This window comes from Stenotrophomonas sp. YJH_SMC_57 (assembly GCF_059369755.1).
Genome location: NZ_JCAFSZ010000001.1, coordinates 87,542 through 113,749, shown reverse-complemented (window position 1 = coordinate 113,749; position 26,208 = coordinate 87,542). Strand labels below are relative to the sequence as shown.

Annotated in this window: 24 protein-coding genes; 9 read left to right on the top strand and 15 right to left on the bottom strand. The window is 68.2% G+C overall.

What is annotated here, in order from left to right:
* Positions 1 to 213 precede the first annotated feature (213 nt).
* From AC5P7U_RS00490 to AC5P7U_RS00475, 4 genes are all read left to right on the top strand, one after another.
* Positions 214 to 816 (top strand): HD domain-containing protein, encoded by a 603-nt coding sequence (locus AC5P7U_RS00490; RefSeq protein WP_197564720.1) that lies wholly within the window; start codon positions 214 to 216, stop codon positions 814 to 816.
* Between the two features lie 49 nt (positions 817 to 865).
* A complete protein-coding gene (locus tag AC5P7U_RS00485) occupies positions 866 to 1,039 on the top strand; it encodes an oxidoreductase-like domain-containing protein (protein WP_008265759.1) in 174 nt (57 codons plus the stop codon).
* On the top strand, positions 1,036 to 1,653 hold the full coding sequence (locus AC5P7U_RS00480) for a DUF998 domain-containing protein (RefSeq protein ID WP_006462287.1): 618 nt from the start codon (positions 1,036 to 1,038) through the stop codon (positions 1,651 to 1,653). The genes AC5P7U_RS00485 and AC5P7U_RS00480 overlap by 4 nt, the downstream gene beginning before the upstream one ends.
* Positions 1,654 to 1,731: 78 nt before the next feature.
* Complete coding sequence (locus tag AC5P7U_RS00475) at positions 1,732 to 3,078, top strand: virulence factor family protein (protein WP_197564721.1); 1,347 nt, start codon at positions 1,732 to 1,734, stop codon at positions 3,076 to 3,078.
* Between the two features lie 40 nt (positions 3,079 to 3,118).
* Here AC5P7U_RS00475 and mprF read toward each other — a convergent pair whose 3' ends face one another.
* Positions 3,119 to 5,683, bottom strand: a complete 2,565-nt coding sequence (gene mprF / locus AC5P7U_RS00470) for a bifunctional lysylphosphatidylglycerol flippase/synthetase MprF (protein ID WP_197564722.1) — start codon at positions 5,681 to 5,683, stop codon at positions 3,119 to 3,121.
* A gap of 192 nt (positions 5,684 to 5,875) precedes the next feature.
* Between mprF and AC5P7U_RS00465 the strand changes: the two genes are divergently transcribed.
* Positions 5,876 to 6,223, top strand: a complete 348-nt coding sequence (locus tag AC5P7U_RS00465) for a RidA family protein (protein WP_005418155.1) — start codon at positions 5,876 to 5,878, stop codon at positions 6,221 to 6,223.
* A gap of 43 nt (positions 6,224 to 6,266) precedes the next feature.
* On the opposite strand, the gene rnfB is transcribed toward AC5P7U_RS00465, so the two are convergent.
* The 9 genes from rnfB to AC5P7U_RS00420 all read right to left on the bottom strand — a co-directional run bounded on the left by rnfB (position 6,267) and on the right by AC5P7U_RS00420 (position 15,389).
* Positions 6,267 to 6,689: an Rnf electron transport complex subunit RnfB gene (rnfB, locus tag AC5P7U_RS00460; RefSeq protein ID WP_006462329.1), complete on the bottom strand. Its 423-nt coding sequence runs from the start codon at positions 6,687 to 6,689 to the stop codon at positions 6,267 to 6,269.
* A gap of 24 nt (positions 6,690 to 6,713) precedes the next feature.
* Entirely contained in the window at positions 6,714 to 7,304 is a 591-nt protein-coding gene (locus AC5P7U_RS00455) for an HAD family hydrolase (RefSeq protein ID WP_197564723.1), read from the bottom strand.
* Positions 7,305 to 7,380: 76 nt separating this feature from the next.
* Complete coding sequence (metG, locus tag AC5P7U_RS00450) at positions 7,381 to 9,462, bottom strand: methionine--tRNA ligase (RefSeq protein ID WP_006462331.1); 2,082 nt, start codon at positions 9,460 to 9,462, stop codon at positions 7,381 to 7,383.
* A 100-nt stretch (positions 9,463 to 9,562) separates the two neighbouring features.
* On the bottom strand, positions 9,563 to 10,006 hold the full coding sequence (locus AC5P7U_RS00445; protein WP_006462411.1) for a DUF2147 domain-containing protein: 444 nt from the start codon (positions 10,004 to 10,006) through the stop codon (positions 9,563 to 9,565).
* Between the two features lie 394 nt (positions 10,007 to 10,400).
* Positions 10,401 to 10,805, bottom strand: a complete 405-nt coding sequence (gene gloA2 / locus AC5P7U_RS00440) for an SMU1112c/YaeR family gloxylase I-like metalloprotein (RefSeq protein ID WP_197564623.1) — start codon at positions 10,803 to 10,805, stop codon at positions 10,401 to 10,403.
* Positions 10,802 to 11,872: a serine hydrolase domain-containing protein gene (locus tag AC5P7U_RS00435; RefSeq protein ID WP_197564624.1), complete on the bottom strand. Its 1,071-nt coding sequence runs from the start codon at positions 11,870 to 11,872 to the stop codon at positions 10,802 to 10,804. Before AC5P7U_RS00435 ends, gloA2 begins: the two co-directional genes overlap by 4 nt.
* A gap of 16 nt (positions 11,873 to 11,888) precedes the next feature.
* Positions 11,889 to 13,829, bottom strand: coding sequence for a DUF885 domain-containing protein (locus AC5P7U_RS00430; protein WP_197564625.1), 1,941 nt, complete (start codon positions 13,827 to 13,829; stop codon positions 11,889 to 11,891).
* A 94-nt stretch (positions 13,830 to 13,923) separates the two neighbouring features.
* Complete coding sequence (locus AC5P7U_RS00425) at positions 13,924 to 14,709, bottom strand: queuosine precursor transporter (RefSeq protein WP_133935266.1); 786 nt, start codon at positions 14,707 to 14,709, stop codon at positions 13,924 to 13,926.
* Positions 14,706 to 15,389, bottom strand: coding sequence for a DUF502 domain-containing protein (locus tag AC5P7U_RS00420; RefSeq protein WP_008266500.1), 684 nt, complete (start codon positions 15,387 to 15,389; stop codon positions 14,706 to 14,708). The genes AC5P7U_RS00425 and AC5P7U_RS00420 overlap by 4 nt, the downstream gene beginning before the upstream one ends.
* Before the next feature lie 76 nt (positions 15,390 to 15,465).
* Here AC5P7U_RS00420 and AC5P7U_RS00415 point away from each other — a divergent pair, with 76 nt between their 5' ends.
* Positions 15,466 to 16,794: a hypothetical protein gene (locus tag AC5P7U_RS00415; protein ID WP_197564626.1), complete on the top strand. Its 1,329-nt coding sequence runs from the start codon at positions 15,466 to 15,468 to the stop codon at positions 16,792 to 16,794.
* Between the two features lie 3 nt (positions 16,795 to 16,797).
* Here the strand turns inward: AC5P7U_RS00415 and AC5P7U_RS00410 are convergent, their stop codons facing one another.
* Positions 16,798 to 17,250, bottom strand: a complete 453-nt coding sequence (locus tag AC5P7U_RS00410) for a DUF4442 domain-containing protein (RefSeq protein ID WP_006460764.1) — start codon at positions 17,248 to 17,250, stop codon at positions 16,798 to 16,800.
* Between the two features lie 226 nt (positions 17,251 to 17,476).
* Here AC5P7U_RS00410 and AC5P7U_RS00405 point away from each other — a divergent pair, with 226 nt between their 5' ends.
* Complete coding sequence (locus tag AC5P7U_RS00405) at positions 17,477 to 17,836, top strand: REP-associated tyrosine transposase (RefSeq protein WP_414555465.1); 360 nt, start codon at positions 17,477 to 17,479, stop codon at positions 17,834 to 17,836.
* A gap of 145 nt (positions 17,837 to 17,981) precedes the next feature.
* Here AC5P7U_RS00405 and AC5P7U_RS00400 read toward each other — a convergent pair whose 3' ends face one another.
* The 4 genes from AC5P7U_RS00400 to AC5P7U_RS00385 form a co-directional block, all read right to left on the bottom strand.
* On the bottom strand, positions 17,982 to 19,604 hold the full coding sequence (locus AC5P7U_RS00400) for a CHASE2 domain-containing protein (RefSeq protein ID WP_197564627.1): 1,623 nt from the start codon (positions 19,602 to 19,604) through the stop codon (positions 17,982 to 17,984).
* Positions 19,601 to 21,262, bottom strand: coding sequence for a FecR family protein (locus AC5P7U_RS00395; RefSeq protein ID WP_414555468.1), 1,662 nt, complete (start codon positions 21,260 to 21,262; stop codon positions 19,601 to 19,603). Before AC5P7U_RS00395 ends, AC5P7U_RS00400 begins: the two co-directional genes overlap by 4 nt.
* Before the next feature lie 152 nt (positions 21,263 to 21,414).
* Positions 21,415 to 22,272, bottom strand: coding sequence for a thioredoxin (gene trxA, locus AC5P7U_RS00390; protein ID WP_414555469.1), 858 nt, complete (start codon positions 22,270 to 22,272; stop codon positions 21,415 to 21,417).
* Between the two features lie 140 nt (positions 22,273 to 22,412).
* Positions 22,413 to 22,670, bottom strand: coding sequence for a hypothetical protein (locus tag AC5P7U_RS00385; protein ID WP_414555470.1), 258 nt, complete (start codon positions 22,668 to 22,670; stop codon positions 22,413 to 22,415).
* Between the two features lie 155 nt (positions 22,671 to 22,825).
* Here AC5P7U_RS00385 and AC5P7U_RS00380 point away from each other — a divergent pair, with 155 nt between their 5' ends.
* Together AC5P7U_RS00380 and leuS are read left to right on the top strand one after the other, a co-directional pair.
* Positions 22,826 to 23,425 carry a DUF998 domain-containing protein gene (locus AC5P7U_RS00380; RefSeq protein ID WP_049457494.1) on the top strand — a complete coding sequence of 200 codons (600 nt, stop codon included), beginning with the start codon at positions 22,826 to 22,828 and terminating at the stop codon, positions 23,423 to 23,425.
* A gap of 105 nt (positions 23,426 to 23,530) precedes the next feature.
* Positions 23,531 to 26,173, top strand: a complete 2,643-nt coding sequence (gene leuS / locus AC5P7U_RS00375) for a leucine--tRNA ligase (protein ID WP_197564628.1) — start codon at positions 23,531 to 23,533, stop codon at positions 26,171 to 26,173.
* The last annotated feature ends 35 nt before the right edge of the window (positions 26,174 to 26,208 follow it).

Genomic DNA, 26,208 nt, shown 5'->3' with positions numbered 1-26,208 from the left:
GGCGGGCGCTCCCGCCTGTGGCGAGTGTAGACCCAAGGATGTTCCGCTGCAGCGACCGTTGGTCGGCGTCGCGGTTCATCCACAACCGGTGTGGACCAGCGCTCGACAAAGCTGTGGACAACCGAGCCCAGGCCACGCCCGGCAAGCGTTGTGAGTGCGTGGTGAATAAACAGCCAGCTTGCCCGCCGCCGGCGCAGGCGGGATGATCCGGGCATGGACTTCCAACCTCTGACGCTTGCCCCGGCGCAGTGGCAGGCGCTGCAGGACAGCTATGCAACGCCGCCCCGCGCCTACCACCACTTCGGCCACGTGCGCGCCGTGCTGCAGCACTGCCAGGAGGTGGCTGATGGCCCGGGCTGGCAGCAGCCGGCCGAGGTCTATCTGGCCGTGCTTTACCACGATGCGATCTACCAGGCCGGGCGCAAGGACAACGAGGCACGCTCGGCGCAGTTGGCCTTGCAGGCAATCGCGCAGGCACCGGACCTGGCTGCCGTCGATGGCACCCGGGTCGAGCAGCTGATCCTGCTGACCGCCCGCCATGGCGAGCTCGGCCCGGACGATGTAGATGCCGAGGCGGCGCTGTTCCTGGACTGCGACATGGCGATCCTGGCCGCGCCGGAACCGGTGTTCGCCGCCTACGACCGGGGCGTGGCCGAGGAGTACACGGGCGTGGTGCCGGGCTTCCTGTACCGCGCCGGGCGCCGGCGTTTCCTGCAGGGCCTGCTGCGTGCGCCACGCATCTTCCTCAGCGACTTCTTCCACCAGCGCCTGGATGCCGCGGCCCGCGACAACCTGCGCCGGCAGCTGGACCGCTGAGCCAGCCCGGTACACTGGGGTCTGTTTCCACCGATCGCCGTTTCCGACCGTGTCCGTTCCTGATCCCGATCCCCGCCCGCTGCCACCGGAAGAGCCTGGTCCCAATGAGTGCTGCGGCAGTGGCTGCCCGCTGTGCGTGCTTGACCTGTATGCCGATGAGCTGCAGCGCTACCGCAAGGCACTGGCCGAGTGGCAGGCGCGGCATCCGGAAGCGGCGCCATGAACCGCGCACGTCCGGCGGCAGTACTGGCACTGGTGGCGTTGCTGCTGTTCGTGGTCACTGCGCTGTGGACCCAGTTCGTGCGCACCGACCTGGACTGGGTGCGGGCCACGCTCAGCCTCTACCTGCATGGGCCGTGGGGGCTGGCATTGCGCGCTGCGTACTGCCTGCTGGCGCTGGCCATCGCGGTGCTGGGCGTCGCGCTGTATCGCGGCAGCATCGGCCCGCGTCGCAGCGCGGCTGCACCGATGCTGTTCAGCGTGTCCGCACTGGGGCTGGCCACCGTCGCCATCGGTGACAGCTGGCTGCCCGAAGCAACGCCCCTGCTGGCACCGTTCATCCATGGGCTGGCGGCCAACACCGCGTTCCTGTGTGCCAGCGTCGGCATGCTGCTGCAGGCCTGGTACCTGCGCCGCGAACCAGGCTGGCAATCCGCCGCCGGCCTGCTCTGGGGCTGGGCGTGGCTGGCGTTCGTGCTTCTCTGGCTGCACGTGCTGTGGCGCGCTGGGCCACCGCGCGGGCTGGGGCAGAAGGTTGTGATTGCGGTGATCGTGGGCTGGCTGCTGTACCTGGCGCTGGCGTTGTATCGCCGCAGCCGCCGCCCCGCGCCCTGCTGAACCCCCAACGGCCTGCGCCGGTACGTGCCGTGCACGTGGTGGCGGCGTATCGTGTGCGCATTCCATCGGGGCTGCGATATGAAGCGTGCAGGGCTGGGCAGGGCAATGGGTGTGGTACTGGCGCTGGCTGCGCTGCCGGCGATGGCGGCGGCCAACGTGCAGCAGTTCAGCCACGGGCGGTTTGAACAGATTCCGGTGCACATGCCGTCGGGAACGCCGCAGCGGGTAGTGATCTGGTTCCATGAACCTTCTGCCGGCGGTGATACCAGCCGTTTGCCGATCGAGGCGCTGCGTGCCGATGGCGCGATGGTCGCGGCCGTGGACATCGCACATCTGCGCGGCGTGCTCAAGCGCGAGGGTGACCCGACCTGCTCGTTCGGTTCCGGCGATGTCGAGAATTTCTCGCGCTGGCTGCAGGCGTCGCTGCATCTGCCCGGCTACCACCTGCCGCTGGTCGGCGGCGATGGTGAAGGTGCCGAAATGGCCTACTCGCTGGCGGCGCAGGCCGACACCCAGGTATTCGCCGGCCTGCTCACCACCGGCTTCTGCCCGGACCACAACCACGAGCGCATGGTCTGCGGCGATGGCGTGAAGCGCAACAGGTTGCAGCCCGCCGAACTGAACTTCCCGTGGTTGAGTGCGGCCGGTGATCACGGCTGCAAGGTGGGCGAGGCCAGTGGGTTCGTGCAGCAGGTGGCGATGGCGCGTGAGTTCAAGCGCACCGCGCGCGGTGATGCCTCACCGGGCCTGGTGGCTGCGGCGCGGGTGATGGGGGCGCAGGCGGGTGTCAGCCTGGCGCCGCCGCCGGCCGTGTTGAAGGGCCTGCCGGTGGTGGAAGTGCCCGCCGCCGGCAACGGCGACACGCTGGCCGTGTTTGTCTCCGGCGACGGTGGCTGGGCCGGCCTGGACAAGGACGTGGCGTCGTCGCTCAACGAGCATGGGGTGGCGGTGGTCGGCATCGATTCGCTGCGCTACTTCTGGAGCGAGCGCACGCCGAAGGGCTTTGCTGCAGACCTGCAGAAGATCATCGATCACTACCGCCAGCAGTGGCACCGCGACAAGGTGATGCTGATCGGCTTCTCGCAGGGCGCCGACGTGCTGCCGGCCACCATCAACCAGCTCGATGCCGATACCCGCGCGGCGCTGGACCGTATCGTGCTGCTGTCGGTGGGCAAGAAGGCCGACTTCGAGTTCCATGTCAGCAACTGGCTGGGCGGCGGCGGTGACGGCCTGCCGATTGCGCCGGAAGTGGCGAAGCTGCCGGCTGGCAAGACGTTGTGCGTGTATGGCCAGGACGACGATGACGCGCTGTGCCCGGGCCTTCCCGCCAACGATGGCGTGCAGAAGGTGAAGCTGCCGGGCGACCATCACTTCAATGGTGACTACGACCGCCTGGCCGAGGTGATCCTCAAGGGTGGCGCCTGACGCTCATGTAGCGTCGAGCCATGCTCGACGGATCGCGGCCTCAATTCCGCCGCGGATCCAGCGAGATCAGGCGCGTGGCATCCAGCAGCGCCGCCGGCAGGTGCATGCCGCCGGGTGCTGCCAGATAGCGCGGCCGCCACTGCGGATCGAACTTCGACTTGAAGCGGCGCAGGCCACTGAAGCCATAGAAGCGTTCGCCGTGCCGCGCCAGCAGGCCGGCCAGCCGGTTCCAGCGGCCGGCCAGCCGATGCTGGGCCAGGCCGGACAGCGGTGCCATGCCCAGCGAGAAGCGTGCATAGCCCTGCGCGCGGCCCCACAGGAACAGCTCGATGAAGAGGAAGTCCATCGTGCCCTTCGGCGCCTCGTTGACATGGCGCATCAGGTCCACCGACAGCTCGGCACCGGCCGGTGCCTGCCACAGGTTGGCGAACGCCACGATCTGGCCTTCGGCCTCGACCAGCGCCACCGGGAAGCGCGCCAGGTAGTCCGGGTCGTAGCTGCCCAGCGAGAACCCCTTCTCATCGCCGGCCTTGTCGTCCAGCCAGGCGTTGGAGATGGCATGCAGGCGTGGCAGCAGGTTGGGAATCTCCTCCACCGGCGCCACCCGGAAGGACAGGCCGCTGCGCTTGCCACGGTTCCAGGCCTGGCGCAGGTCGGCGCGCTCGCGGCCCTCCAGCCCGAAATCATGCAGCGGCACAATCGCTTCTTCGCCCAGCTTGACCAGGCCCAGGCCGAGGTCCAGGTAGGTCTGCCAGTAGGTCTCGCCCACTTGGTAGAACACCGGGCGCAGGCCGAGCCGGTCGGCCTCCTCGCGGAAGCGCCAGATCAATGCGCGGGCGACCTCCGGCGGTCCAACCGGATCGCCCATCGCGATCAGCGAACCGCCATAGCGCTGCATCATCACGAAGCCCTGCTTCGCATCATCGCGCAGCACCGCCTTGTCGGCGGTCAGCACCAGGCAGGCCTGGGTATCGGTGGCACCGGCCAGCACCGGCGCCAGCGATTGCAGCGTGGCTTCATCGGCGGCCGGCAGCGGGCTGCGGGTGCTGTGCAGCAGCCGCGCCAGGCCGAACATCACCAGCGCGATGGCCACCAGCAGCAAGGCTCGCAGCGCGCGCGGCGCGTTGCCGGACACCGCGAATTGCCACCACAGCTCGTTCTGGTATTCGACATGGCTGTAGGTGAAGAACAGCAGCCAGGTAACCGCGACCAGCACCAGGCCGAGGTTGCGCAGCCACGGCCACGACCAGGCCTCGTCCAGCAGCGCACCCTGGCGATAGAACTCGCGGCGTGCGGCCCACAGCGCCATCGCCACCAGCAATGCGGACACCGCGATCAGCGGCTGGCCGCCGCGCAGCCACAGTGGAAGTGGGGTAATCACACACACCGCCATCGCCAGCATCCACGCCGCGTGGCTGCGCCGTGACAGGCCCTGGCCGATCAGCAGCAGGGCGACACCGCTGAGGCTGCCGATCAGGTGCGAGGTTTCCAGGATGGGCAGTGAGGCGTTGACCAGATGGCGACGCGGGGTCGGCAGCGTGCCGTCGATGACCAGCGCCGCGCCGATGCTGAACGCCGCAAGCGCGATGATCTGCGGCAGCCAGGGGCGCAGCGCGTTCCAGCCGGCGCGGGTGGCGCCGGCGCTGGCCTGCAACGGTTGCCGCAGCGCGGGCGCCAGTGCGAGCAGGGTGGCCAGCACCAGCGGCAGCACGTAGTAGGTAACGCGGTAGATCAGCGCAGCGGCCAGCACCGCCGCCGGTGCAACCTGCGGCAGCAGCTTCAGCAGGCTCCATTCGAACACGCCGAGGCCGGCGGGGACGGTCGAGACCAGGCCGGCCAGCACCGCAACCAGGTACAGGCCGACGAAGCCGGGCAGGCCGGTGGGCGTCGAGTCCGGCAGCAGCACGTAGAACGCGGCGCTGGCCAGTACCAGTTCGATCACGCTGAGCACGGTGACGCCGATCATGGTGCGGCGGTCGGGCAGCCACAGGCCATGCCCGAACACGCTGAACTGGCGGCCTTCGCGGCCGACCAGCAGCAGCATCGCCAGATAGGCGAACAGCGCGATGATGCCGACCACGCGCACCGCGTCCGGATCCAGCGGCAGTGCCAGCGCCGCGGCTTCAGGCTCCATGCACAGCGCCACGCTGATCAGCAGCCAGGCACCGAACACGAAGCCGAGCGTGCTCATCAGCACCACCTGGCCGATCTGCGCCAGGTCCAGGCCGGCGGTGCGGTAACCGCGCAGGCGCACCGCACCACCGGTCAGCGCGGCGAAGCCCACGGTCTGGCCCAGCGTATGTGCCAGGAATGCGGTGATGCCGATGCGTGCCGGATGCACGCGGATGCCGCTGCGGCGCAGGCCGATGGCGTCAAAGCCGATCAGGCAGGCGTAGCTGGCCAGGCCCAGCACGACGGTAAGCGCGATCTGCGTGCCGCTGAGTTGATGGAAGGCGTGGCGGATGGCGCGGTAGCCGTTCTCATCGAACTCGTTGGCCAGGCCGTGCAGCGCCAGCGCCAGGATCAGCAGCGGGATGACGATGGTAAGGACCCGCTTCCATGCCGGGGTGGAGGAAGCGGTGGCGGGGTCGGTGGTTTCGGTCATCGGCGCAAGGGTGCGTCAGGAAGGGCGAGGGCGGTGTCAACGCGGGCGTGGCGCATCGTGCGCCTGTCGCGGGCATTTGACCAGCGGGCGTGTCGGAGCCCGGTAGTGGCGTTGCGCGGTACGTCCGCGTGCACCCATCGTTGACCGCTTTGGAGGACAATGCAGGCCTGATCACCCGCAGGAGCCACGCCCATGATGGAGCGTTACGACGTCGGACCGCGCATGTCCGAAATGACCGTGTACAACAAGGTCGCCTACCTCTCCGGCCAGATTCCGGAAGACACCAGCCAGGACATCACCGGTCAGACCCGGCAGGTGCTGGCGGAGATCGACAAGCTGCTGGCGCTGGTGGCCAGCGATCGCCAGCACGTGCTGCGCGCGGAAGTGTTCCTGGCCGACATCGCCGACTTCGATGGCATGAACAAGGCGTGGGACGAGTGGGTGGTCGAGGGCGCGACCCCGGCCCGCGCCACGTTTGAAGCCAAGCTGGCCCACGCCGAGTGGAAGGTCGAGATCGTGGTGACGGCCGCAGTGCCGTAACCGTCGTGCAGGCTCAGATCCCTTTTCCTCAGGACAAGGGATCTCAGCCTTGTTGCGGGTGCACCAGCTCGATGCAGTCCACCGGGCACGGCGGAATGCACAGCTCGCAGCCGGTACACAGATCGGCGATGACCGTGTGCATGTACTTGGCACCGCCGACGATGGCATCCACCGGGCAGGCCTGGATGCATTTGGTGCAGCCGATGCAGTCGGCCTCCACGATCAACGCAACCTGCGCGGCCTTGTGCTCGCCGCGCGAGCGGTCAAACGGAATGGCCGGTGTGCCCAGCACCTGGGCCAGTGCACGCGCGCCGGCGTCGCCACCCGGTGGGCAGCGGTCCACGCCCGCCTCGCCGCGCGCCATCGCCTGCGCGTAGGGGCGGCAGCCGTCGTAGCCGCATTGCCCGCATTGGGTCTGCGGCAGCAGGCGGTCGAGGCGTTCGGTCAGGGGCGGGGTCAGGCTCATGCGTGGCGAAGGCTGCGCGTTGGGTTACTTCAGGGGTTTGCCACGGAACCAGCGTTCGTGGGCCAGCGCCAGCATCGGCTTGTCTTCGGAACTGTCGCCGTAGGCATGGATGCGCACGTAACGCGACAGATCGAACTGGCGACGGATGTGCTCGACCTTGCGCGGGCCGCAGTCGCCACCGGCATAGCGACCGGTCAGGCGGCCGTCCTGGCTCTCCAGCCGGTTGCAGATCAACTGCAGGCCCAGCTGCTCGCACCACGGCTTCAGGTACAGGTCCAGCGAACCGGACACGATCACCACGGTGTGCTGCTGTTCCTTGTGCCAGCGGATCTGCTCCAGCATTTCCGGGCGCACCACCTGGGGCAGGAATTCGCGCGAGAAGCCGGCGGCCAGCGTGGTGATGTCGTCGCTGTGGCGGTCGCTGAAGGTCAGGCGGGTGACGCGTGCGCGGATGCGTTCGGCCGAGATCAGTTTCAGCTTGTACGCCACCAGCCACGGGCCGACCTTCCACCACGCCTGCGCCAGCTGTTCGGCGGTGGCCACGCGGCGCAGGAAACGGCCATAGGTATCGCAGGTGGTCACGGTGTGGTCGAAGTCGAACAGCGCCAGTTCCATTCCCTTGCCTCCCATCGCATTGCCCTCGTGGCCGGTGCTGCCGGCGGGCGCGGCCTGGCCACGCCCGCTGCAGGCATCAGCGGACCGGCATGCCCGGCTGCGCGCCGCTGTCGGCGTCCAGCAGCGCCAGCGCGCCGCCGTCGAAACCGGCCGACAGGATCATGCCTTCGCTCAGGCCAAAGCGCATCTTGCGCGGGGCCAGGTTGGCGATGAACACCACGCTGCGGCCCACCAGCTTCTCCGGCTCGCCGTAGCTGCCGCGGATGCCGGAGAAGATCTGGCGCTTGCCCAGCTCGCCGGCATCCAGTTCGAAGCGCAGCAGCTTGTCCGAGCCGTCCACGAATTCGCACACCAGCACCTTGCCGATGCGCAGGTCGAGCTTGGCGAAATCATCGATGCCGATGTAGGCCGGTGCGTCGGCGCTGTTCGCTTCGTCCTTGGCCGGTGCCGGTGCGGCCGGTTTGGCGGCGTCGGTCTTGGCGGCGGGGGCGGCAGCGGCGGCCGGCTGCAGGGTGTCCTTGGAGGCGTCGATCATGGCGTCAATCTTCTTCGGGTCGATACGGGTGAACAGCGGGGTGTAGTCGGTGATGCGGTGGCCCAGCAGCGGCTGCACCAGGTCGGTCCAGTCGTTTGCCGGCGCAGCCAGGAAGGCCTCGGCCTGCGCGGCGGTGGCCGGCAGCACCGGCTTCAGCGCGGTGACCAGCACGCGGAACAGGTTCAGGCCCTGGCTGCACACCGCCTGCAGCTGCGCGTCGGCGCCTTCCTGCTTGGCGATCACCCACGGCTTGACGTCATCGATGTAGCGGTTGGCTTCGTCGGCCAGGGTCATGGTCAGGCGGATCGCCGCCGCCGCGTCGTTGCGCTCGTAGGCCTCGCGGATCGGCGCCAGGCCGTCGACGAAACGCTGGTACTGCGCCGCATCGGGCAGCTGCGCGGCCAGCAGGCCGTCGAAGCGCTTGCTGATGAAACCTGCGCAGCGGCTGGCCAGGTTGACGAACTTGCCGACCAGGTCGGCGTTGACGCGGGCGATGAAGTCACCCAGGTTCAGGTCGAGATCGTCGACGCCACCGCCGGACTTGGCCGCGTAGTAGTAACGCAGTGCTTCCGGTTCCAGGCCGGCGTCGAGGAAGGTGCGGGCCATCACGAAGGTGCCGCGCGACTTGCTCATCTTGGCGCCGTCCACGGTCAGGTAGCCGTTGACGTGCAGGCGGGTCGGCGCGCGGTGGCCGGTACCGTGCAGCACCGCCGGCCAGAACAGCCCGTGGAAGTTGACGATGTCCTTGCCGATGAAGTGGTGCAGCTCGGTGGCGGTGCCGGCGCGCAGATGCGATTCGAAGTCTTCGCCGAGCTTGCCGCACAGGGTCTGGAAGCTGGACAGGTAGCCGATCGGCGCGTCCAGCCAGACGTAGAAGTACTTGCCCGGCTGGCCGGGAATCTGGAAGCCGAAGTACGGCGCGTCGCGCGAGATGTCCCACGCGCGCAGGCCGCCTTCGGCATTGAGCCACTCACCCAGCTTGGCCTTGACGCCCGGCAGGGCGACGTCGCCGGCCAGCCAGTCGCGCAGGAACGCGTCGAAGTGGCCGACCTCGAAGAAGAAGTGCTCCGAATCGCGCATTTCCGGCGTGGCACCGGAGATGACCGAACGCGGTTCCTTCAGGTCGGTCGGCGCATAGGTGGCGCCACACACTTCGCAGTTGTCGCCGTACTGGTCGGGGCTGCCGCAGTTCGGGCAGATGCCCTTGACGTAGCGGTCGGGCAGGAACATGCCCTTGGCCGGGTCGTAGAACTGCGCCACCGAACGGCGGCTGATGTGGCCGGCCGCTTCGAGTTTCAGGTAGAACTGCTCGGTCAGCGCCTGGTTGGCCGCCGAGTTGGTCGAGTCGTAGTGGTCGAAGGCCACGCCGAAGGCGGCGAAGTCACGCTCGTGGCTGGCCTGGATGTTGGCGATGAAGGTTTCCGGAGTGACTCCGGCCTTTTCCGCAGCCAGCATGATCGGCGTGCCGTGGGTGTCGTCGGCGCAGACGAACCAGGCCTTGCCGCCGCTCATTCGCCGCGCACGCACCCAGATGTCGGCCTGGATGTAGCCGACCAGGTGGCCCAGGTGCAGCGGGCCGTTGGCGTAGGGCAGGGCGGTGGTGACGAGCGCGGTACGGGTCATGGTCGCGGGGTGAAGCCGAGGGGAACCGCAGAGTATCGCATGCCCGCAACGAGGTGACCCGGCCGGGGCCGGGTCACGGGGGTGAGGCGGGTCAGGGCGTTTATTCGCGCTGCCAGGTCTGCGCGCGGCAGATGAAGGCGATGCAGCCGGACACGTCCAGCTTGGTGCCACCCGGCTGCAGTTCCATCTTCGACTTGTAGGTCTTGCCGTTGGCGGGATCGAGGATGGTGCCACCGGACCACTTGTTGGCGCCGTCGGCCTTCAGGTTCCAGAGGATGGTCATGCCCTTCACCGGCTTGTTCTTGTTGGCGCCTTCACAGCCGTCGCAGACCGGGTTGGGACCCTTGTCCGAGTGCAGGATGTCGACCACCTTGCCGGTCAGGGTGCCATTGGCGGCCTGGGTGATCTCGACGATCGACTTCACCTTGCCGGTCTTGTCGTCGATGGTCTTCCAGCGGCCGGCGGCGCCGTCGGCGGCCTGCGCCGAGAGCGCGGCCAGGCACAGCGGCAGCGCCAGCAGCAGGGTCTTGAAGGTCTTGCGCATGGTCCCCTCCCAGGGTTCATTCCGGCACGATGCCGGTACGGGTCGACTGTATACCCATTCGGCGGGGTATGGGGAAGGGGGGGCTTTGCAGGGCTGCGCCCTGCACCCGCGGTAGTGCCGGCCGCTGGCCGGCAACCTCAACGGCAGCGGCAACGGCAAAAGCGACCATTCCGTGGGATGGCGGGGTGGGTCCGGTTGCGGGGGCCGCTGCAAGTACGTCCATGTAAGCTCGGTCGCCGCATCCATGCGGCTCACGCCCCCGCAACCGGACCCACCCCGCCTTCGACAGGTCTCCACAATCTGTCGGAATGGCACGGCCTGCTCTTGGTGGGTGTCGACCTTGGTCGACACGTAGATCCATGCCATGCATGGATGAATCACGATTGAAAAACGCTCAACCGACTTCGTACAGCTCCAGCGGCAGGTCGTCGGGGTCGGCGAAGAAGGTGAAGCGGCGGCCGGTGTATTCGTCCACGCGGATCGGTTCGCAGGCCACGCCATGCGCTGCCAGGCGCTGGATGAACGGCTCCAGCGCGGCCACCCGGAACGCGAGGTGGCGCAGGCCCTGGGCTTCGGGGCGGCTGGGTCGCGGCGGCGGTGAGGGGAAGGAGAACAGTTCCAGCTGGCCGCCGTCGGGCAGGGCCAGGTCCAGCTTCCAGGAGTCGCGCGCGGCACGGTGGTTCTCGGCCAGCACGCGCAGGCCGAGGATGCGCACGTAGAAATCCTTCGATCGTGCGTAGTCGCTGCAGATCAGTGCGGCGTGATGGATGCCCAGCAGGGCCTCGGAAGCAGCAGTCATTGCAGGGTGTCCAGCCAGCGCTGGGCGATCTTCAGCGCCAGCGGATAGGGTTCGGGGTCATTGCGGTTGGTCAGCACGATCACGGTCAGGTGCTTTTCCGGGTGGCGAACGATCACGTTGCGGAAGCCGATGCTCTCGCCGCTGTGCCATTGCACCGGGCCGTTCAGGCGCCAGCCGAAGCCGTAGTGCGGCACGTCAGGCTCGGTGGTCGTGGTGGCAGGGCTGAACATCGCGCGGCGCGAGGCCTTGGACAACAGGCGGTCGTCATACAGCGCGGCATCCCAGCGGGCCAGGTCGTCCAGCGAGGAATAGATGCCGCCATCGCCGAGTACGGCGCTGGTGGTGCTCTGGTCGGTGCGCTGCCAGTGGCCGTCGATCCGGCTGTAGCCATAGGCACGTGCCGCCACCGCATCGACACCGTCCTGGTGGGCCACGGTATGGGCCATGCCCAGCGGCGCGAAGATGCGCTGCTGCAGGAAGGTTGCGAAATCCTGGCCGGAGGCGCGGCCGACGATCAGTGCCAGCAGCGCGTAGCCGCTGTTGCTGTATCGATACTGCGTGCCGGGCGCGAAGTTCAGGCGGTCTTCGCGCGCGAGCAGGGCCAGCACGTCGGCATCGTGCACCTGGCGCGGGTCGGCCGGGTCCATCAGGTCTTCGTAGTCGAGCAGGCCGCTGGTATGCGACAGCAGCTGGCGCAGAGTGATGGCCGCCGCAGCCGGCGGCAGCTCGGGCAGCCACTGCCGGGCCGGCTGGTCCAGCCCGAGCCGGCCGTCTTCCACCAGCAGCAGCACCGCCGCGGCGGTGAACTGCTTGCTGACCGATGCCAGCCGGAGGTTGCTGGCCGGGGTGACCGGGGTGCTGTCTTCCACTACCGCCAGGCCGTAGCCGCGACGGAACACCGGCTGCCCGTCATGCAGTACCAGTACTGCGGCACCGGGCTGCTGGCCATCGTAGGCCTGCATCAGGCCATCGATACCCGCATCCGGTGGGGTCAGCACCGGGGCGGCGGAGCTGACTACGGGCAGCAGGCCCAGCGCGGCGACGAGCAGGACGACGGCAGGGCGCATGACGGCTCCGGTCGGGTCAGGGTGAAGGGGCGGGCGTAGCGCTCGCCGGCTGGGCCATCCAGCGTTCCATCTTGCGGTCCAGCACGTCCAGCGGCATCGAGCCGTCCTTCAGCAGTTCGGCGTGGAAGCGACGCAGGTCGAAGGCGGCACCCTGGCGGGCCTTGGCCTTGTCGCGCAGCGCCACGATGGTGGTCAGGCCAGCCACGTTGGACAGCGCCTGTCCGGGCTGGGCCATGATCCGCTCGACTTCGGCGTTGGCGTCATCGCTGCTCATGTCGACCGTCTTCTGCAGGTAGGCCACGGCCTGCTGCTTGCTCCAGCCCTGTGCGTTCACGCCGGTATCGGCCACCACGCGTGCGGCACGCAACAGGCGCGAGTACAGGTAGCCGATGCGGTCGTAGGGATCGGTGTAGATGCCCAGGTCTTCGCCCAGCGTTTCGGCGTACAGGCCCCAGCCTTCGACGAAGGCGAGATCGCCACCGAGGCGGCGGAAGCGCGGCAGCTTGGCCAGTTCCTGCTGCAGGCCCAGCTGCACGTGGTGGCCCGGAATCGCCTCATGCAGGTACTGCACCGGAACGTTCCAGCGCTTGCGGCTGGGCAGGTCACGGGTGTTGATGTACAGCACGCCTGGTTGTTCACCTGGCGACGGCTGGTAGGCCGCGGCAGCGGCAGTCAGCGCCCGCTCCGGTTCCACCGCGCGTACTTCCAGCGGTGCCTTCGGCAACGTATCCAGCACCTGCGGCAGGCGTGCGTTGACCTGCTGCTGCACCTGCCGGTAGCGGTTGATCAGCGCGTTGGCATCGCCGTACTGGAACTGGCGGTCGTTGCGCATGCTGCGCAGCAGCTTGGTCGGTGTGCCGCGCAGCTTGGCATCCTTCATCACCGTGGCGATCTGGGCCTGCAGTTCCTGCACGCGTTGTTCGCCCAGCGCATGCAGCTGCGCGGCGGTCTGGTCGCTGGCGGTGGTCTGCACGATCAGGTTGGCGTACCAGGCCTGGCCATCGGGCAGCGCGCCCAGGCCGCTGCTGGCACGCGTGGCCGGCAGGTACTCGGTAGCGATGAAGCCGCGCAGGGCACGGTAGGCCGGCATGATGCGCAGCTCGATCATGCGCTTGTATTCGGCGCTGATGCGCGCCTTGTCCTCGGCTGCGATGGTGTTGGGCATGGTGCGGATCGGCGACCAGAAAATGCTCTCTTCGGCGGTCGGCTTGATCACCGCATCCAGCTGCGGCAACACCTTTTCCATCAGGTCGCGCGGCTGTACCACGCCAGCCTTCATGCCCTGGCGCATGTTGTCGATGGCCTGGTCGAACAGCTCGGGAATGCCCAGCGAGCGGCGCGACCAGGTGTCGTAATCCTGCACGGTGTTGAACGGCTGCGCGCCGGCACCGGCACCGAGAATCGCCATGATGCTGCCGATGTTGTAGTACTGGCTGATCGGCATCATCCAGCTCGGGTAGCGCTCGGCGGCCAGCGAGGCGCGTGCGTCGCGCACGAAGATCTCGTAACTGAGCAGGTCCTGGCCCTGCAGGCCGTCACTGCCGAGTTTCTCGACCTTGCCCAGCCATTGCGTGGTGAAGTCGTGTGACTGCTGGCGCCAGGCGGCTGACAGGATGTTGGGCAGCTGGTCGTTGTAACGCGTCTCGCCCTGGAAGGTCGCCTGCAGCGGGTTCAGCCGCATCGAGGCATCCCAGTATTCGTCGTACAGGCGCTCCAGCTGCACCTGCTTGGGCACGGCGCGTGCGGGGGCTACGGGACGCGGCGTGGCGCGGCGCGCCGAACTGCCGCGGGCCGGCGCGGTGGCGCGGGCGGGCTTGGCCTTGGGCTTGGCCGCCTGGCGGGTCTGCGCGGCGGCAGGGCGGCTGGCCTTCTTCTTCGCTGCTTCGGCCGACGGGACGGCACTGAACAGGAACAACGCGGCGATGGCGGCGGCCAGGACGCGGGTGGGATGCGGCATCAGGAGCTTCCGTGGAACACAGACCGTGGAGCTTGCACGATCCGGCCGCGTACGGCCAGCGTGAAGGCGCAGTCAGCTGGCCGTCGCTGGGGCTTCAGTCAGCCGCCGCGGCCGCGCGCAACGCGGCCGCGCGCTCAACGCCCAGATAACCGGTGATCGCACGTCGCATCAGGTACAGCAGGGGGATCAAGGCGATCGCAAAACCCATCTTGTAGATGTAATTGACGCTGCTGACGGCCAGGAACAGCGAGGTCGGCCAGTGCTGCGGGCCGAGCACGAAGGCGATCCAGATCACCACGAAGCTGTCCACGACCTGCGAGATCGCGGTCGAGCCGGTGGCACGCAGCCACACATGGCGTTCGCCGGTGGCCTGGCGGATGCGGTGGAACACCGCCACGTCAATCAGCTGGCCGAGCAGGAATGCCACCAGCGAACCGGCGATGGTCCACATGCCCTGGCCGAACACCGCAGCAAATGCGGCCTGGTAGTCCGGCACGCCGTGAGCGTCCATCGAGGTGACCCACCAGCTGGCCGGCGCCAGCGAAATGGCCGCAAAGGCGAACAGGAAGCCGTAGCTGATCAGCACCACCGCCAGCCACGAGATGAAGCGCACGCCGCGCTTGCCGAAGAACTCGTTGATGGTGTCGGTCATGATGAACACCACCGGCCACAGCAGGGTGCCGGCGGTGAAACTCAACGAGCCGGTCTGGCCGAACAGGTTCCAGTTCAGCGGATCGATGCCCAGCGTGTCTTCCAGGGCGAAGATCTTCACCCCGATCAGTTCGGCCAGCACTGCGTTGCCGCAGAAGAACGCGGCCAGCACGATGAACAGCAGGACCGCGCGGTCCTGCAGCGGGCGCTCGATCGGCGCCGGGGTCATTCGGCGCGGTCGCCGGCGCGGGTGAACGGCACGCTGGACGGTGCCACGGCGCCGCCGGAAATGATGAAGCTCATGGCCTGGTCGACGGTCCAGTCGGTCGGGGTCAGCAGCTCCACCGGCACGATTTCCAGATAGCCCGATGTCGGATTCGGCGTGGTCGGCACGTACACCGCGGCCAGTTCACGGTCGGTGCCGTGTTCCTTGATCACGCGGGTAACCAGCCCGACCGACTTCATGTCGCGATGCGGGAAGTCGATCAGCACCACGCGCTGGGTGCTGCCCGGCTCGGTCTGCAGCATGTCCAGCAGCTTCTTGGCGCTGTCGTAGATGATGCTGGCCAGCGGAATGCGCTTGATGACCGCACCCACCCAGCGCAGCAGGCGCTGGCCGAGCACACGGCGACTGGCCACGCCCACCGCCAGGATCACCAGCAACGTGGCCAGCAGGGCGATGGTGTCCTGGATCCATTCGGCGCGGACCCAGCCGAGGTAGTGCGGGAAGCTGGTCGCGATCTGCTCGGACAGCGGCACCACCAGCGGGCTGGAAATACCCGACAGCAGCACGAACACGAACTTGACCACGACCCAGGTCAGCCAGATCGGCAGCAGGGTCAGCAGGCCGGTCAGGAACAGGCGCTGCAGGGAGGGGCGGGGAACCAGGGCGGGGGCTTCGAGCGACATGTGCGCATTGTAGCGGTCACCGCCGGTCGATTACGCTGGGGAATCGACTGCGGCAACGGCACATGGAAGGGAAGCTGTGTTGAAGATCCTGCGTGGGTTGGGTTGGACCCTGCTGGGCCTGCTGGTGCTGGCCATCGTCGTGTGGTGTGCCTCGCGCATGTGGCCCATCCCTGAATCGCGGCTGCAGGCGCAGCAGCGGCTGGAGACCCGCCTTCCGGCACCCGGCCGCAATGGCTATGCGCAGTTGTGGACGCTTGCCGTTGACGGCCTGGACGCCCGCCAGCGCGAGCAGGCGCTGGCCGAAGACGTGCGGCGCTGGGACGCCGACCCGCATGGTAATAACGTCACCCAGCCCCAGCCCCAGCCTCAGCTGGCCAGCGCCCCCGGCGGCTTGCACCCGCGCCCATCTGCCAGCTGCGGGCCGGTCGCCAGCGGCTGCCTTGCGCAGGTGCGCGCCGATCCGCAGCGGTTTGCCGACGCCCACGCCGGTCACCAGCTGCTGCATGCGCGCCTGGAGCAGTTGGCCGGGGCAGACCATTTCGTATCGCCGTTCCAGCCGAAGGGCGAGGGCATTCTGGTGCCCTTGCCGACCTATGGCCTGGTGATGGACGCCACCAGCGCCCGCGCGCTGGCCTACGCACAGGGCGATGTGGATGGCGCCCTGCGCGGCAGTTGCCTGGGGCTGCAGCTGGGACGCCGGCTGGTGCCCGGTGGAAGCTCTCTGGTCGAGAGCATCGTCGGGGCCAGCCTGGTCCAGGCCAATGCACAGCTGCTGGCCGACATGCTGGTCGAACTTCCAGCCGACCACCCGCTGCCAGCAGAATGCGCGCGGGCGATGCAGCCGATGCGGGCAGACGAGCAGAGCCTGTGCCGGGCAATGCAGGGTGAGTACGCAATGAGCCGGGCGGCGATCGAAACCTCGTCGAGGGAATTCGGTGGCGTGCTGGTTCTTGACCGCAGCAGCACCCTGGCACGCGTGGCCGGCAATCTCGGTTGGGCCTGCGGCGCGGCGGCAACGGCGGCACTGGAAGCGGATCGTCCGTTGCCTGTGCCGGCACCGCCACAGCGTGACTTCGGTTGCCTGTCGAACATCATGGGTTGCGTGCTGACGGATATCGCCGCACCGGCCTATCCCGCCTATTCGTCGCGCACCCAGGACGCCGCTGCGATGCTGCGGCTGCTTGGCGCGCAGCGCTGGCTGCGGCAGCAGGCAGATGATCCGGCCGACGCGCTGCAGCGCCTGCCGGCGCAGTTCCGCTCGCCGGTGCGCGCCCCGCAGCTGTCGGCCGATGGCAGCCGCCTGCAGGTGCCGCGCCGCTCGCCATCGCGCAGCGCTGCCGACAGCCCCTGGCTGTCGGTACCGCTGCAGGCTTCGCCGGCCACGGGGGCCACGGCGCGCGACTGACGCTCAGCGTGCGTGTGGCTTCAGCCGCAGGTAGACCTGCTTGCGCACCTGCGCAACCACGTCGCCACTTTCATCAACCACGTCGTTGCTGAACCAGCGCAGCACCTTTTCGCCGCTGGCCGCTTCGGCGCGCAGTTCGTCCAGCAGCGCGTCATCGATCCGGAACGAGGTGCGCACGGTGCCACGGCCGGGCTTGAGGAAATCGATCGCACCGGCGCGGTCCCACACGTAGTAGTCGCGGCCGAGGATGTGCAGCAGGCCGAGCATCCAGAACGGATCGGTCATCGCGAACAGGCTGCCGCCGAAGTGGGTGCCAACGTAGTTGCGGTTCCAGGGCCGCAGGCGCAGCTCGACATCGATCTGCCGGTAGTCCGGTGAGACCCGGGTGACGTGGATGCCGGTGAACAGGAACGGCGGCCAGAGATTGATGCCAAAGCGGAACAGGCGGGCGTTCATGCGGGTCCAGGGGCGCAGGGCGAGATCCGCAGTCTAACCATTCGCATGCGTATGTTGCACCAGCTGACGGATCATCGCGATTCTGGCGTGACGGCAGCCGAGAGTAGAGTCGAGCTTGCTCGACTGTTTCCAGCGGGCCTCAATCGAACGAGTTCAGACAATGTCTGATCGCCATTTCGGGGTCTCCTGATAGGTATGGCCGTGAACCGCGGTCCATGCTGCCCGTATGCCCAGCCCAGCCTTGTTGCGCGGCCGATGCTCCACGGTCGGATGCTTCTACGTAGTCACCACTGTCACTGCCGGACGCCAACGCGTCTTTGCAGACCCGCGATGCGTGGATGCCTTGACTGATGAGCCGCGAGGCAGCGACTGCAAGGGGATCACGCGGTCATTGGCTTGGGTGGTGATGCCGGATCATCTGCACTGGGTTCTGCAGTTGCGCGAAGGTACGCTTGGCCGTTGCATGCAATCACTCAAGTCCAGGGTGGCGATCGCGGTCAACGCGCACTCCGGTGAAGGACGCCCGGTGTGGCAGCGGGGCTACTACGATCACCTGATCCGGAATGAGGAGGATGTCCGGCAATAAGCGCTGTATCTCATGGCCAACCCTGTACGTGCGGGTCTGGCATCAACCCTGGGGGAGTATCCATTCGCATGGTGTTGTTGGCCGCTCGAATGAAGGGCGCGCAGTCGAGCAAGCTCGACTCTACAGGCACAGTGCACATGGTGCCTCACGCGCCGTCGATCACAAACCCGTCGCGGCCATTGGCCTTGGCCTGGTACAGGGCGGTGTCGGCGCCTTCGACGAAATGATGCGGTTGCAGTTCTCCGTCCGGCACGCGGGTGAACACACCGATGGTGAGGGTGACCCGCTCGCCGCCGCCGTCACCCGGGGACGGCAGTGCCCGTACGCAGGCGATCAGGTCGTCGATCACCAGGCGCGCACCTTCGGCCGGTGTATCCGGCAGTACCAGAGCGAATTCGTCGCCGCCATAGCGCGCGGCCATGTCGCGCGGGCGCCGCGCATGCGCGCCGATCAGGCGGGCGACATCGCGCAGCACGCGATCACCCACCTGGTGGCCATGGAGGTCGTTGTGACGCTTGAAATGGTCCACGTCGATCAACGCCAGGCTCAGCGGCTTGCCGCTGCGTCGCGCGGCGTCGCATTCCTGCTGCAATGACTGCTCGAAGCGCAGGCGATTGCCGAGGCCGGTCAGCGCATCGCGGTTGGCCTGGCGGTGCCAGGCCGAGATCCGCCAGATCGCCCACGCCAGAAGCACCAAAAGAATGCCCAGCATCGCGGTGGCCGGCGCCCACCACAGATCGCTGCTGCGCAGCAGCACCCAGCTCAGCAATGGGGCCGCCGGCAACGACGCCAGCGCCGCAAGCCAGGGCAGGCGCAGGCCGAGCAGGAGAACGCACAGTGCGACCAGCACCGAGCTGATGGCCTGTTGCCATGCCGGGGGCAGTACATCGATCTGCTTGTGCTGCAGCAGCATCGAGGCGATGTTGGCCTGGTACTCGCTGCCGCTCATCCAGAATTCGCGGGTGGTCGGTGTCAGCAGGCGCGGCGCGATGCCGCTGGCGGTCATACCGACCACGATGCGGCGGCCCTGCAGCATCGCCATGTCGACGTGGCCGTCCAGCACGTCGGCGTAGGACACCTGCGGCAACCGCTCCGGCGGGCCGGCGTAGCGCACGCGCACATAGTCGTCGCGTCGCCACTGATAGGGCGAGCCGACTCCGGGGTCGGGGTCGGGCAGGCCGTGCACGGCGCCCGCCGGCAGGCCGGCCAACGCCAGGCCCAGCGCCGGCCAATGTGGCTGGCCGATGCCCGCATGCAGGTAGAGACCGCGGGCGACGCCGTCGCCATCCACTTCGACATCGGTGTGGCCGATGGCTGCGGCACTGGCCGCGATCTGCGGGATCGGCAGCATTTCCTCGGCCATGCGGTCACCGGCAGCGGGCGCGGCCAGCACCGGCAGCACCACCCGGCCATTGCGGCGGATGGCGGCCGCCAGCGCATCGTCCTGGCGGCTGTCGCGCCGATCCGGTTCGGACAGCATCAGGTCCAGGGCGACGCGCTCGGCACCGGCATCGGTCAACCGGTCCAGCAGGCGCGCGTGTATCGAGCGCGGCCAGGGCCATTGGCCGATGCGTTGCAGACTGCCTTCGTCGATGGCCACGATCAGCACGCTGGGGTCGGGGCGGTAGTCCCAGCCACCGACCAGCGTGTCGTAGGCGGTCTCGTCCTGCCGCCACAGCCATTGGCCCTGGCTGGCCAGCACGGTCAGCACACCGGCCAGCAGGGCCAGTGCGATCCGCTTGCTCCACGGCAGTGGCGAACGCCTCACAACAGCAACCAGAGCAGCACGGCGCCGCCGCCTGCGCCGTAGCACAGGCGGCACGGCAGCTTGACCTGCTGGGCGGGCGAAAACTCGCCGGCATGGCCGTCATCGTCGATGTACTGCACGCGCACATGCAGGGTGCCGCCCCACGGCCGCTTGAAACTGACCTGCGGCTCGGCCACGGTTTCGTCGACCAGCGGTGCCTTGAAATCGCCATGGCGATCGACCTGCACCCGGTAGCGCTGGCCTTCGCTGCCGGCCTGCCAGCGCAGGGTCAGTTCACCATGGGCGGCTTCCGGCGGTTGCAGCGCCGGGTCGACCGGTTCATTGCTCAGCTGCAGTGGCAGTGCCTGGCCGTAGCGGCCCTGGTGGCCATTGCCATCACGCGACGCGACCCGCCAGAAGTACTGGCCCGGGGGCAGTGGCTGCGCCAGGCGCAGGTCGGTGCCATGGGTCGCCTGTTCCTGTAGTGGTTGCTGGAACATGGGGTCGGAGGCGATCTGCAGCACACTGCTGCGCGCGCCGGGGGCCTGGCTCCAGCGGAAGCGCGGGCGGTCGCTGTTGACCGTCTGCGCGTGCAGCGGCGATATGGTGATCGGCGGTGGCGGCTGGTCGCTGAGTTCGAAATCGGCGCTGGCGTCGAGGCCTTCCACGCCCTGCGTATCGACCGCGCGCAGCAGGATGCGCAGTTGGCCCGGCGGCAGGTCGCCGATGGCCAGGCGGGTATCGGTGGTGGTGGCAGCGAACAGCAGAATTTCCGGTGTGGCTGCCTGCACCACTTCCACGCGGTAGTGCGCGGCGCCGGTGACCGGCGCCCACGCCAGCAGCGTCGGCAGCGGCGCCAGGCGCAGTTCGTCGTTGCGCAGCTGCGGTGCTGGCAGCAGCGGGGAGACCGCGTCCGGTGCCGCGTCGGCGCTGCCGCTGAGCGTGGCCTGGCCCGGCCGGACCAGGCGCTGCCCGTGGGTGTTGCCAACCTGCACCTTGCCCTGCAGGACTTCGGTCGCACCGACCTGGCCGGCGTCGCCGGCGCTGACCCGGAACACGGTGCCGCGCACGCTGCTGGTCGCGGTGGGCGCATCGATGATGTAGCGCGATGCCGGGCCACGGGCGGGCGTGACCCGGTTGCTGGCGCGGCCCTGCTGCAGGCGCAGGCGGGTGTCCACCATGCCGGTGTGGCCATAGCGGCTGAGCTGGTCCAGGCGCAGGCGCGAGTACTCACGCAGCTGCAGGCGCGAAGCGTCAGCGAACTCGAGGGTGACGCTGGATTCGCCTTCGGTCTGCACGGTGTCACCGATACGCAGCTGCTCGCCCGCCAGGATCGCGCGCGTGGCGCTGCCATCGGCGCCGGACAGCTCGACCTTGCCGCGAACCGACAGCACGCGGGCCGGTGCGGGCTCGGTACGCAGCCAGCTGATCGGGAAGCGCAGCAGCTGGCCGGGCGGCAACCGATAGGGATTGTCGATGCGGTTGTGCTGTTGCAGCTGTTGCCAGCGTACTGAGGGCTTCAGGTACAGGCCGCCCAGATCCCACAGGGTATCGCCGGGGCGGACCCGGTAATTCCAGTCCTGGGCGCCGGCCACGCCTGGCAGCAGCAGGAGGAGAAGGGCACACAGCATGGCGCCCTGGAAGCGCTTGGCGAACGACAGCGAGCGGACGAAGGTCACAGTTTGCAATCCCGGCAATGCGGGGGTGCAGCTGCAAGACCCGATGGCCCCGACCTCATCCCCCCGAACGGATCGTGGCGGCCGAACGGCCGCCATCTCGCGCATTATTGCCCGCGTTCAGTGCAGGGATTCTGAACGAAGGGGGCTCCCGTTCAGAACAGCAGAGAGGCCATCCTGCGGCGGTACTGGCCAACGAGGTCCTCGTCGGAGATCACATTGAAGGCATCGATCAGGGCCTTGCGCGGCAACCCTTCTCCAAAGGTGCGATCGATCCGCAGCATTTCCAGGAACTGTGCCAGTGCGGCCTCATCGTGGCCGCCGAGCAGCAGCTGCACACCCCGCAGGTGGCGCGCCTTGAGATCGTTGCCGTCGGCGGCGATGCGCGCCTCCAACACTTCGGCCGCGGGGGCGTCCTTCAGCGCGGCCGCAAAGGACAGGCGGGCGCGGGCACGCACGGCGCGGTCGTCGGTGGCGAGGTTGGCGGGCAGGCCGTCGATCAGCGTGCCGGCTTCATCCACGCCGCCGATCTGCAGCAGGGCCAGGGCCAGGTCGAGCTTGAGCTCATCCTTGTCCGGCTCGGCGGCGATCTGCGCGCGCAACACGTCCACCTGCGCCTGCGGATCCAGGGGCGCTTCGTCCTCGGCGGCGGCATCGCCGATGTCGGCGGGCACGATGCCGTGCTGGGCCAGGAACTCGCGCAGCTGGCCTTCCGGAATCGCGCCGGGGAAGCCGTCCACCAGCTGGCCACCCTTGACCAGGAATACGGTCGGTACCGAGCGGATCTGGAACGCCGCCGCGATCTGCTGTTCCTTGTCGACATCGACCTTGGCCAGCTCGAAGGCGCCGTTGTATTCGGCCGCCAGCTTTTCCAGCATCGGGCCAAGGGTCTTGCACGGCCCGCACCAGGTGGCCCAGAAATCGACCAGCACCGGCGTCTGCAGCGACTTCTGCAGGACTTCGGCCTCGAAGGTCGCGGTGGTAGCGTCGAATACGTAGGTCGTCTCGGTCATGGGGGAGGCATCGTCTGGCATCTGGAGACCGATTCTATGGTGACGATCGATGTCAGACTCAACCCTTGGTGTCGCCCCGAACCGCCGCCCTTCCAGGCAGGAGAGGGCGGGCGCAGGGCCTGCCCTCGATGCGCTGGCGGTTACTTCAACTCATCGCAGCGGACGTGATGCACGATCCAGCGCCCGGTCTTCAGCGGCAGCGTCGTTTCGGAGATGCGGGCCTGATACAGCTCGGCCGCGGTGCGGGCGTCGGGCGCCTTGATGGTGGGGCCCCCGAAGAAGTTGCTGCTCGGCGGTGCCGTGGCGCTGGGGGCGCCGATCCAGGCCGAGCACTGGAACTCGCCGGCGTGGGCCGTGGTGGCCAGGCCCACGCCGGCGACGAGGATGCGATGGATCATGGGAGGTCTCCCTGCATGGCGGGACTGCCATGCCCCGAGCATCGCGCGCGGCATGCCGGCGCGGATATCGAATGATTCTGAAATGTGCCGCCGCTTGGCGCCCCGCATCGTTGCCGCGACAATGGCCGGTCTTCCGCTTCTGGTGAATCCGCGCGATGTCCGTGCTCCGGCGTGATCGTTGGTGGGGGCTGCTTGCTGCAGCCATCTTCGTCCTGGCCGTGGTGGGCTTCGGCGCGGCGCTGGACGGCTACGCGCAGGCGCGCCACCCGGTGGCCCTGCTGGGCGCACGGGGCGTGCCGCATGCGCTGGGGTTCAATCTGCTGGGCTTCGTGCTGCCCGGCGTGCTGGCCGCAGTGGCCGCCGAGTGCCTGCGCCGCCGCCTTCCAGCCACGGCCGGCTGGGCGCCGCGGGTGGGCAGCCAGATGCTGCTGCTGGCCGGCCTGGCCTTTGCGGCGATGGGGCTGCTGCCGCTGGACGTGGATGACCTGCATGGACCGGCCAGCCAGCTGCACGCCAGCGCCTGGATGATCTGGGTGCTGGGATTTGTCGCCGGCGCCCTGCTGCTGGGCATCTCCCACCTGCGCCAGGGTCCTGGCAAGGCCTTCGGCGGGGTGGCGGTCATCTGTGCCGTACTGGCGGCAATGGCGGCCTTTGCCCCCCAGGGCGTGCTGCCGGCACCGCTGGCGCAACGCGTGGCTTTCGCCTGCTGGGCGGTCTGGCTGGCCCTGGCCCTGCCTCTGTCGCGGCCTCGCTGAGACGCTCTCCGCGCACGGGCGGCACCTGCACGCGGCAGGCAGGATTGGAGACGTTTGCCGCACTGCGGTACGCTGTACCGCTTTGCCGCCGCATCCGCGTGTTCCATGACCAGCGCTGAACCCATCGCCTACGACCCGCAGCAGGTTGAATCCGCCGCCCAGCAGTACTGGGACGCCACCCGTGCCTTCGAGGTCGACGAGACTTCGGACAAGCCGAAGTACTACTGCCTGTCGATGCTCCCGTACCCGTCCGGTGCGCTGCACATGGGGCACGTGCGCAACTACACCATCGGTGACGTGATCAGCCGCTACAAGCGCATGACCGGTCACAACGTGCTGCAGCCGATGGGCTGGGATGCGTTCGGCCTGCCGGCGGAAAACGCCGCGATCAAGAACAAGACCGCGCCGGCGGCGTGGACCTACAAGAACATCGACCACATGCGCAGCCAGCTGCAGTCGCTGGGCTATGCCATCGACTGGTCGCGCGAGTTCGCCACCTGCCGTCCGGACTATTACGTCCACGAACAGCGCATGTTCACCCGGCTGATGCGCAAGGGCCTGGCCTACCGCCGCAACGCGGTGGTGAACTGGGACCCGGTCGACCAGACCGTGCTGGCCAACGAGCAGGTGATCGACGGCCGCGGCTGGCGCTCCGGCGCCCTGGTCGAGAAGCGCGAGATCCCGCAGTGGTTCCTGCGCATCACCGACTACGCCCAGGAGCTGCTGGACGGCCTGGACGAGCTGGACGGCTGGCCGGAATCGGTCAAGACCATGCAGCGCAACTGGATTGGCCGTTCCGAGGGCCTGGAGATCCAGTTCGACGTGCGTGACGTGGACGGCGGTGTGCTGGACCCGCTGCGCGTGTTCACCACCCGCCCGGACACCGTGATGGGCGTGACCTTCGTGTCGATCGCCGCCGAGCACCCGCTGGCGCTGCACGCGGCGAAGAACAATCCGGAACTGGCGGCGATGCTGGCCGACCTGAAGCAGGGCGGCGTGTCCGAGGCTGAACTGGAAACCCAGGAAAAGCGCGGCATGGACACCGGCCTGCGCGCCCTGCACCCGGTCACCGGCGAGCAGGTGCCGGTCTGGGTCGCCAACTTCGTGCTGATGGGCTACGGCACCGGCGCGGTGATGGCCGTCCCGGGCCATGACCAGCGCGACAATGAAGTGGCCAACAAGTACGGGCTGCCGATCAAGCAGGTGATCGCGCTGAAGGATGCGCGCAGCGAAGAAGAGCGCAGCTGGGACGGCAGCCGCTGGCAGGACTGGTACAGCGACAAGAGCCGGCAGACCGAACTGGTCAACTCGGCCGAATTCGACGGCCTGGACTTCCAGGGCGCCTTCGAAGCCCTGGCCGAACGATTCGAGCGCAAGGCCCAGGGCCAGCGCCGCGTCAACTACCGCCTGCGCGACTGGGGCGTGAGCCGCCAGCGCTACTGGGGCTGTCCGATTCCGGTGATCTACTGCGCCAAGTGCGGTGCAGTGCCGGTGCCGGAAGAGCAGCTGCCGGTGGTGCTGCCGGAGGACGTGGCGTTCTCCGGCACCGGTTCGCCGATCAAGACCGACCCGGAATGGCGCAAGACCACCTGCCCGGAGTGCGGCGGTGCGGCCGAGCGCGAGACCGATACCTTCGACACCTTCATGGAGTCGAGCTGGTACTACGCCCGCTACACCTCGCCGGGCGCGCGTGATGCCGTCGACAAGCGCGGCAACTACTGGCTGCCGGTCGACCAGTACATCGGCGGCATCGAGCACGCGATCCTGCACCTGATGTATTTCCGCTTCTATCACAAGCTGCTGCGCGACGCGCGGATGGTCGACAGCAACGAGCCGGCGCGCAATCTGCTGTGCCAGGGCATGGTGATCGCCGAGACCTATTACCGCCCGAACCCGGACGGCTCGAAGGACTGGATCAACCCGGCCGATGTGGAAGTGCAGCGCGATGAGCGAGGCCGCATCACCGGTGCCACCCTGATCGCCGATGGCCAGCCGGTGGTGGTCGGTGGCACCGAGAAGATGTCCAAGTCGAAGAACAACGGCGTGGACCCGCAGGCCATGGTCGGCAAGTACGGCGCCGACACCGTGCGCCTGTTCTCGATGTTCGCCGCGCCGCCCGAGCAGTCGCTGGAGTGGAACGAGGCCGGCGTGGATGGCATGGCCCGCTTCCTGCGCCGCCTGTGGGCCCAGGTGCAGAAGCACGCTGCCGACGGTGCCGCCCCGGCGCTGGACGCCGCTGCGCTGGATGCCAACCAGAAGGCGCTGCGCCGCAAGACCCATGAAACCATCGGCAAGGTCGGCGACGACTACGGCCGCCGCCACAGCTTCAACACCGCCATTGCCGCAGTGATGGAGCTGATGAACGCGCTGGCCAAGTTCGAGGACGGCAGCGGGCAGGGTCGTGCGGTGCGCCAGGAAGCGCTGCAGGCCATCGTGCTGCTGCTGAACCCGATCACCCCGCACGCCAGCCATGCCCTGTGGCAGGTGCTGGGCCACGGCGAGACGCTGCTGGAAGACCAGCCGTTCCCGCAGGCCGACGCTGGCGCGCTGGTGCGCGATGCGTTGACTCTGGCCGTGCAGGTCAACGGCAAGCTGCGTGGCACCATCGAGGTGGCGGCCGATGCCGCGCGCGAGCAGGTTGAAGCGCTGGCCCTGGCCGAGCCGAACGCGGCCAAGTTCCTGGAAGGCCTGACGGTGCGCAAGATCATCATCGTTCCGGGCAAGATCGTGAACATCGTCGCCGCCTGATGTACCCCGCACCGGCCATCCGCGTGGTGGCCGGT

What these genes read in the sequence shown, in the direction of transcription:
- AC5P7U_RS00430 (WP_197564625.1), bottom strand. Translation starts at nt 13,829, where the DNA reads ATGCCGCATCCCACCCGCGTCCTGGCCGCCGCCATCGCCGCGTTGTTC.
- AC5P7U_RS00380 (WP_049457494.1), top strand. Translation starts at nt 22,826, where the DNA reads ATGTCCGTGCTCCGGCGTGATCGTTGGTGGGGGCTGCTTGCTGCAGCC.
- leuS (WP_197564628.1), top strand. Translation starts at nt 23,531, where the DNA reads ATGACCAGCGCTGAACCCATCGCCTACGACCCGCAGCAGGTTGAATCC.
- AC5P7U_RS00445 (WP_006462411.1), bottom strand. Translation starts at nt 10,006, where the DNA reads ATGCGCAAGACCTTCAAGACCCTGCTGCTGGCGCTGCCGCTGTGCCTG.
- AC5P7U_RS00435 (WP_197564624.1), bottom strand. Translation starts at nt 11,872, where the DNA reads ATGCGCCCTGCCGTCGTCCTGCTCGTCGCCGCGCTGGGCCTGCTGCCC.
- AC5P7U_RS00385 (WP_414555470.1), bottom strand. Translation starts at nt 22,670, where the DNA reads ATGATCCATCGCATCCTCGTCGCCGGCGTGGGCCTGGCCACCACGGCC.
- AC5P7U_RS00405 (WP_414555465.1), top strand. Translation starts at nt 17,477, where the DNA reads ATGCCCAGCCCAGCCTTGTTGCGCGGCCGATGCTCCACGGTCGGATGC.
- trxA (WP_414555469.1), bottom strand. Translation starts at nt 22,272, where the DNA reads ATGACCGAGACGACCTACGTATTCGACGCTACCACCGCGACCTTCGAG.
- rnfB (WP_006462329.1), bottom strand. Translation starts at nt 6,689, where the DNA reads ATGAGCCTGACCCCGCCCCTGACCGAACGCCTCGACCGCCTGCTGCCG.
- AC5P7U_RS00425 (WP_133935266.1), bottom strand. Translation starts at nt 14,709, where the DNA reads ATGACCCCGGCGCCGATCGAGCGCCCGCTGCAGGACCGCGCGGTCCTG.
- AC5P7U_RS00410 (WP_006460764.1), bottom strand. Translation starts at nt 17,250, where the DNA reads ATGAACGCCCGCCTGTTCCGCTTTGGCATCAATCTCTGGCCGCCGTTC.
- AC5P7U_RS00475 (WP_197564721.1), top strand. Translation starts at nt 1,732, where the DNA reads ATGAAGCGTGCAGGGCTGGGCAGGGCAATGGGTGTGGTACTGGCGCTG.
- AC5P7U_RS00490 (WP_197564720.1), top strand. Translation starts at nt 214, where the DNA reads ATGGACTTCCAACCTCTGACGCTTGCCCCGGCGCAGTGGCAGGCGCTG.
- metG (WP_006462331.1), bottom strand. Translation starts at nt 9,462, where the DNA reads ATGACCCGTACCGCGCTCGTCACCACCGCCCTGCCCTACGCCAACGGC.
- AC5P7U_RS00420 (WP_008266500.1), bottom strand. Translation starts at nt 15,389, where the DNA reads ATGTCGCTCGAAGCCCCCGCCCTGGTTCCCCGCCCCTCCCTGCAGCGC.
- mprF (WP_197564722.1), bottom strand. Translation starts at nt 5,683, where the DNA reads ATGACCGAAACCACCGACCCCGCCACCGCTTCCTCCACCCCGGCATGG.
- AC5P7U_RS00480 (WP_006462287.1), top strand. Translation starts at nt 1,036, where the DNA reads ATGAACCGCGCACGTCCGGCGGCAGTACTGGCACTGGTGGCGTTGCTG.
- gloA2 (WP_197564623.1), bottom strand. Translation starts at nt 10,805, where the DNA reads ATGACTGCTGCTTCCGAGGCCCTGCTGGGCATCCATCACGCCGCACTG.
- AC5P7U_RS00465 (WP_005418155.1), top strand. Translation starts at nt 5,876, where the DNA reads ATGATGGAGCGTTACGACGTCGGACCGCGCATGTCCGAAATGACCGTG.
- AC5P7U_RS00455 (WP_197564723.1), bottom strand. Translation starts at nt 7,304, where the DNA reads ATGGAACTGGCGCTGTTCGACTTCGACCACACCGTGACCACCTGCGAT.